The following is a 6154-nucleotide window of genomic DNA, read 5'->3' on the forward strand; positions in this document are numbered from 1 at the left end:
TGCTTATTCTGACGGTAATGATTAATCCTAGCACTTTTAGACAATGCATCAAGTTCACGCGCCAACACTTTCATATGCGCACCAGATCCATAACCACCAGAACCTGCAAAATAGCTGTTAATTGTATCTGTCACATCCTCTTTAGACTTTTGAAGGACATCTTCAAAATCTTGATCATATCCCCCTTTATAACTAGAAGCCAATTCACCTATATTTCTTTCTGCCTGCATAGGCGTATTCATCAAATGATTCATATAATTTTGGTACTGATGTGGAACACTTCCAAGACCACCTATAGCTTGATAAGTTGGTGCACTTAACGGCGCAATGCGCGGTCCTCCATAAACATTACCCCCCATCCCTGTGTTATACATTTGATAGGCATCCGCACCACCACGCTTAAAAACATTCTCCATCCAAGAAGGCGGGGCGCTTGTTTGCACCTGCTTCTGTTCTGTCGTTGTTGGTGTCTTGCTCCCCATGTTATAATTCCTTCCTGTAATAAAGCATCGTTATGCCATAACCTTGCTTTTCTAAGGCGCGCTTCCAACCAAGACGCCCTAAAATCTCTATCTCGAAAGCGCCATTCTCACGCGCCCAATCCTCTATAACTTTCAAATTGTCAATCTGATCAAGAACGCCCTTGCCACTACACTCACAAATCAAAGCGCGCTTCTTGCCTAGAACTGTCTCTTGTATCTGGGTCGTAAAAGCCGCTAAAAATCGCTCGTCATCATCCAAAACAAGCCACAACTGTTTCTTGCCTGTACAAATAGCTTCAATCAGTTCTTGCAACGTAATTTCATGTTTAAAACGTTCTACATACGCACTCAATGACGCCATGATCTCTTCAAAGTATGGGGCTATACGCTCCAGATCCCAAGAACTGGTCAAATAGACTCTTGCCATTACCCTCTGCCGAAAGGACGTAAATCAACGTTAAAGCCCGTAATCATTGTCCAAGGTTCATGTTCTGGAATACGCAATTTAAAGCGGTGATAACGATTGCGTGAGCGACCTTGATAAGCACCTGTAACGTAAGAACATATCCTCTCTTTGTGCCACGTGATCGGTGTCTGACCATTGCGAAGCCGACGTTCCCCTATGCTTAAAAGACCTTGCGTCGTATCAACCTCTGCAAACATCTTCGTGATAAAGCTAAAACTTCCATCTGGTGCCCCCATCTCTTGCGAAACAACCGTTGCCTCCATTGGCGCTCCTGTAAACACAACAAGATGATTTTGATCGTTAAAACCACCAAGGATAGGCGCTCCACTTTGCCAACGAGGGCTGTCTAAAGAAGCCGGTAATGCCTCAAGATTGATTGAAATCTCATCTAATTGTTCTAAGGTATAACCTGTCGTAAAGACTGGAAAGAATGTGAAAGGTTTTCCCTGTATCATCGACCATTTCTGCAAACCCCAATCATAAACAAAGGTGGTTTTCTCGTTGTTGCCTCTCTTTAAAGACCAGTAAATCCGATTATCAACGGGGTCTATAACCCCTTGCATCTCATCAAGAGCAAACTTATCAAATGTTTTGAAGACCGTTCTATCAACCTTTTCAAAACCTATTGGTAAAAGTTGACCATCGCTACTTATCTGATAAAAGCCACCATCACCGGCAAAAAAAGCATCACTGCCTCGACAAGCTATAGAGGCTGCACTACGCGCTCCTCGCTTGTCTTGTATCTTCTGAAAACTGAATAAAAGTTCAGATCCTAGCATAAATAAACCAGCATAAATAGCAGAACGCAGAAAAATAAGTGGATTGGTGGATTCCGTTGCCCCCTGAACGTATTCTCCATCTGGAAAATCTATATGATCACATTTTCTTTGACCTATTTCCCAGAAATTTGCATCATTCAAACCTGACCAATGAATGCGATTGGGATTATCAGTCAATTGCATCAAACAAACAACAGAACCCCAAACTTTCACCAATCCTGCTTTCGGCGGATTCCCTCCTAAATCTGAAAATCGTTCGGAACTATGAATTTTGAGAACTTGCGGTTTATCATTTCTATTCACCGCAATAATCATGTCTTTAAAAAGAGCAAACGACCATTTGTTCTCTTCATTTGCTTGATAGGTCACACCAGTTTGACTGATATCTTTCCAACCTTGCGTTTGGCTGTCATAACTATAAAGCTTTTGCTTGCCTCCTACAATGATCTTAACACCATTGCCACTTCTAAAGGCTATGCAACCCAAGGGCTTTTCTTCTAAAGGAACCTTAGAAACAACCATTGCACTAGGCATAGGAATATAGCCCCCATCTGCCGGTAAAACATTAACAAGCGTATCGGTAAAGCTGCCGTTGACGACCGCAACATCTGGGCGGTAATCGGCTATAGGAAAATAAACCATGTTAGAAATCCGTTGGAATTATTTGGGTTACGTTATGACGTTGAGAGGTCTCTGCACGCAATTCATGCAACTGCTCGTTAAAGTCATTATAAGCTGCCGTTGCACAATCGGGCTCTTTAAGGATATTCTTGTACAACTCATACTTTGCACGTGCTTTAATCAAATCAAATGCATGCACAAACCATAGGTGCTCTTCATCAACACTCTCTATCTCTGATAAGCGCAATGGAGAGAGAATAAGTTGAATCTGATAGGCTTTATCCGGTGTAGGATAAAGATGTAATTTCCTATCAAAATAACTGTAACAAACCGGCGTTCCTTGCTGTCCTGATGATAACGAATCCTCTAAGGAAACATGGTCCTGCCATTCCAATGCAAACTTATGATGTTGTTCAGAACTCAAGTAAACACTTTTGATTTTAACAGCAGTTTCAATATGGCGGGTATCGGTTGCATCATAAGCCCCTTGCCCCGCCCTTGTTTGAAATACCACATCACGACTTTCGTTAAAGTAAAAAGTTTCCCTCTCACAAAAACGAATAGCAGCAAAAATACTTTCTTGTATTTGTGCTACATACTCATCCGCAATGTCATCAATCTCATCTTGGATAACCGACACCATGTGTGAAAGCGTTCTCTTGTGTCGATAAACGTTTTGACTCGCAGGTATCGGTCCGCCGGTCTTAACCCGAATATAATGACGCGCCATTAAAATACCTTTCCCTAATTGAAACGAACTTGACATTATATATCATGTATACTATAGTGCACGAATGGTGTTCATTCATAAAACGATAGAATTTGATACTTGGCTTGAGAAGCTTAAAGATAAAAACGCTAAAGCTATTATTCTTCAACGTGTTGTACGCTTAAAACAAGGACTTTTGGGTGATGTTAAATTCTTTAATGGCATAGGTGAATTACGTATCCATTATGGTGCTGGTTATCGAGTTTATTTCACAAAAAAAGGCTCTGATTTTATCCTCTTGTTATGCGGTGGAGACAAATCAACGCAGCAAAAGGATATTGAACAAGCGTTAAAGTTAAAAGAGGAGTACAGTAATGAAAATAACCCCATTTAAACCTGAAAAATACCTTAAAGACATTGAATCACAACAAATTTTTCTCAATGAAGCTCTTAAAACCGGTGATGCCGCCCATATCGCAGATGCTATTGGTATCGTTGCTCGCGCCCAAAATATGAGTGCCTTAGCAAAAGAAACCAATCGTGAACGGAGTGGTTTATACCGCTCTTTAAGTAAAACGGGTGATCCCAAGCTTTCTACCTTAGTGGCTGTCTTATCTGCTCTTAATTTGCAACTCTCTGTACAATCTTGCAATTCATGAATATAAGGGGAGTTAAATGATTTCTCCCCTTAATTTCAGTGATCAGTCACGAATTGCACGACCACAACACATTCACCAGCTGCTGTTGTTTTGTCACGGGTTGCATAAAGCGTTAACTCCTCATCATGGGGAACAAACTCTTTTTGATTGGTTGCTGTAAATTCTTGCGTCCCTTGGGCTTTGATCTCCTTTTCACTGAATTCGTTTCCACCATAGGTGCTTCCAATCTTCAACTTCGCTTCCGAAAACGCCGTCTTAATATGTGCTTTTATTGAAGTGATCAAAGCGCCACGAGGCAAGGTTCCTATTTTCGTTGTAAGATGCTGATCTTTATGCGAAATATTCAAACGTAAAAAACTCACCTGTTGAGTGTGAAGATTTCTACCTTGTAACGGTTTTGGTAAATAATCTGCCATGTCTTTTTTCCTCCTTAATCATTACGCTGCTGCTTCACCACTGTAAGTGGGGATAACAATCGTTCCAAAATCTTGTGCTGTTTGTGCGCTATTTGGCATTTGGAAACGTGTTTTCTTCATTCCTATTAAAGTCTTGGCAGCAACACCAAATTCACGTTCATAATCAAAGTATTCTTCTTTCAGTGTGTAATGCGTTGCACTGTGATTTTTACCAAAACCGATAATCGCACTTTGGGCTCCTAAGAACACCGCACGACGCACGCTCTTAACAGCTGTATGATCGGTCGATTTAACCCCATGAGTGACATGGATTGCTTCGCGTAAAACAACACCATTATACATACCAAGAGAACCGTCAAAGATTGGGTTTTTCGCACGAGAGGTGGCATAAACGGACTTTTGAATATCTAACCATTCGCCGGCTGCTGTATTGGTTCGCAATTGCATCACTTGGGTGGGATGCAAATAAAGAACGTAAACGTCATCACCATTAACATGAACGGGGGAAATTTGCGGATTGGCTAATTTGGCTTGTTTAACCGCTTCATCAATTAATTTAAGGCTAAAGCTATGTTTGGCTTTATCTGTAAGCTCTTCATCTTTGGTTTTGCCATCTGGACGGATAATCCGTTCACTGCTTGGTGCCATGATTTCATTAAAGCCATAATGAACCGGTTTAATGTACACTTCTCGACCATCAACATTAATCGTACGGGCTGTATAACCGCACACCTGTAGAAAGAACATGATGCTTAAACGATTAGCATACCAGCGAACCAAGCCTTCTTTGGCTTTCTTGCGTAAATTCGGCAGTATTCTCTGTTGATCAATCGAGTCATCATTCGCCACACGCGCTGCATGTAAGAGCTCGTTAATGACCAACCGATCATTCATAAATTGAAGCGCTTCTTCATTCCCCTCTAGGGTTTCGCCTTGAGTGACACCATCTCCAAACAGATTCACCAGCAAACTGAATGTAACGCTATCGCCTGCACTCTTATGGGTTTCGTTGTAAAGCTGGATAATGCTGTTTGAACTTTTGCCAATCAAGGGCGCTATTTTCGTAGCTTTTAAAACTTCATTGCTTAATTTCTGTGACCACAATTTCACCGATTGTGGATCATGGGTTCCTATATGTGTTGTTGCCATTTATTTTACCTTTCTTTGCTGTAAAAAAACCGGCTTAAAGCCGGTGGAAAACCCGCATCAAAGGCGGATTATGTTGTAAAAATTATTATCTAATCGGGGTCTGCACCCATAATTTCATAAAAACGGGCTTCATTCTTCGGATTGGCTATCCAAGCATCAAATTCCTTCTCTGACATAGCGGCTAGAGTTTGTTTGGTCATAGGTCCAACACTGCCCCCTCCACCCGATGCCGTTAAGGTTCTCGCAGAATTCTGCCGGCTTTGAAGCGCTGCAATTTGATCATTGGCTTGCACCGCTTGGTTTTGATACCCTAGATTTTGCGCTATCCGATAAAGCTCTTCTGCCGGATTGACGCCTTTTTGTGCACAGGTTGCGACAATTGTACGCAATTCATCCCCGATAATCGCATCTATCGTACTCTTTTGCGCATAATTCGGATAAACAGAAGACCACGCATTCAACTGCTTTGCACGCGTCTCATAAAGAAAGTCTGCCGCTGCATCAAAATCACTGTACTTATCTTTAACAGATTCAACAGAATTTTCTAAAAACTGATTCAAATGCCCATTAAATTCTTGGTATTCAATCGCTTGCCTTTGCACATCCTGCTGTGCCCGAATATAGGCATCTTGCTCTTGAAGCTTCTTGCCCATCCAACCCATATAGCCAATAATGTCCTCACGTGGGTCTGGGGGGCTTCCTTCATCTTCAACCATTGGCGCTTGGGGTTGCTGTTCATAAAACTTAGCAAGCGCTTCACGGGCTTTCTTGAGTTGTTCTACAGCACGCTGCCGATCTATAGGAACGGTTTCTGAAAGCTGTTCAGCGGGCTCTGCAACCGGCTCTGGAGACGTAACATCATGGCTCTCAACC

Annotated in this window: 8 protein-coding genes and 1 pseudogene; 2 read left to right on the forward strand and 7 right to left on the reverse strand. The window is 41.9% G+C overall.

The genetic code is table 11. From position 1 onward, the window contains the following. The 4 genes and pseudogenes from HWX04_RS07600 to HWX04_RS07615 form a co-directional block, all read right to left on the reverse strand. A pseudogene (locus tag HWX04_RS07600) lies at nucleotides 1–482 on the reverse strand (hypothetical protein); the annotation flags it as partial. A gap of 1 nt (nucleotide 483) precedes the next feature. After that, nucleotides 484–909 carry a hypothetical protein gene (locus HWX04_RS07605; protein WP_175869532.1) on the reverse strand — a complete coding sequence of 142 codons (426 nt, stop codon included), beginning with the start codon at nucleotides 907–909 and terminating at the stop codon, nucleotides 484–486. Next, the gene (gene bgtE / locus HWX04_RS07610) at nucleotides 909–2369 is read right to left on the reverse strand and encodes a gene transfer agent protein BgtE (RefSeq protein ID WP_175869533.1); all 1461 of its coding nucleotides are present in this window, start codon (nucleotides 2367–2369) and stop codon (nucleotides 909–911) included. The genes HWX04_RS07605 and bgtE overlap by 1 nt, the downstream gene beginning before the upstream one ends. 1 nt (nucleotide 2370) lies before the next feature. Beyond that, complete coding sequence (locus HWX04_RS07615; RefSeq protein ID WP_175869534.1) at nucleotides 2371–3078, reverse strand: phage adaptor protein; 708 nt, start codon at nucleotides 3076–3078, stop codon at nucleotides 2371–2373. Nucleotides 3079–3142: 64 nt separating this feature from the next. Here HWX04_RS07615 and HWX04_RS07620 point away from each other — a divergent pair, with 64 nt between their 5' ends. After that, on the forward strand, nucleotides 3143–3451 hold the full coding sequence (locus tag HWX04_RS07620; protein WP_175869535.1) for a type II toxin-antitoxin system RelE/ParE family toxin: 309 nt from the start codon (nucleotides 3143–3145) through the stop codon (nucleotides 3449–3451). Beyond that, a complete protein-coding gene (locus HWX04_RS07625; protein WP_175869536.1) occupies nucleotides 3432–3716 on the forward strand; it encodes an addiction module antidote protein in 285 nt (94 codons plus the stop codon). The genes HWX04_RS07620 and HWX04_RS07625 overlap by 20 nt, the downstream gene beginning before the upstream one ends. A 35-nt stretch (nucleotides 3717–3751) precedes the next feature. Here the strand turns inward: HWX04_RS07625 and HWX04_RS07630 are convergent, their stop codons facing one another. The 3 genes from HWX04_RS07630 to HWX04_RS07640 all read right to left on the reverse strand — a co-directional run. Continuing rightward, nucleotides 3752–4132 carry a hypothetical protein gene (locus HWX04_RS07630; protein WP_175869537.1) on the reverse strand — a complete coding sequence of 127 codons (381 nt, stop codon included), beginning with the start codon at nucleotides 4130–4132 and terminating at the stop codon, nucleotides 3752–3754. A 21-nt stretch (nucleotides 4133–4153) separates the two neighbouring features. After that, complete coding sequence (bgtG, locus tag HWX04_RS07635) at nucleotides 4154–5281, reverse strand: BaGTA-type gene transfer agent major capsid protein (protein ID WP_175869538.1); 1128 nt, start codon at nucleotides 5279–5281, stop codon at nucleotides 4154–4156. A gap of 89 nt (nucleotides 5282–5370) precedes the next feature. Continuing rightward, the coding region (locus HWX04_RS07640) for a hypothetical protein (RefSeq protein ID WP_175869539.1) at nucleotides 5371–6154 on the reverse strand (784 nt) is incomplete at its 5' end.

The sequence above is a fragment of the Bartonella gabonensis genome, from assembly GCF_903679515.1.
Taxonomy (GTDB): Bacteria; Pseudomonadota; Alphaproteobacteria; order Rhizobiales; family Rhizobiaceae; genus Bartonella; species Bartonella gabonensis.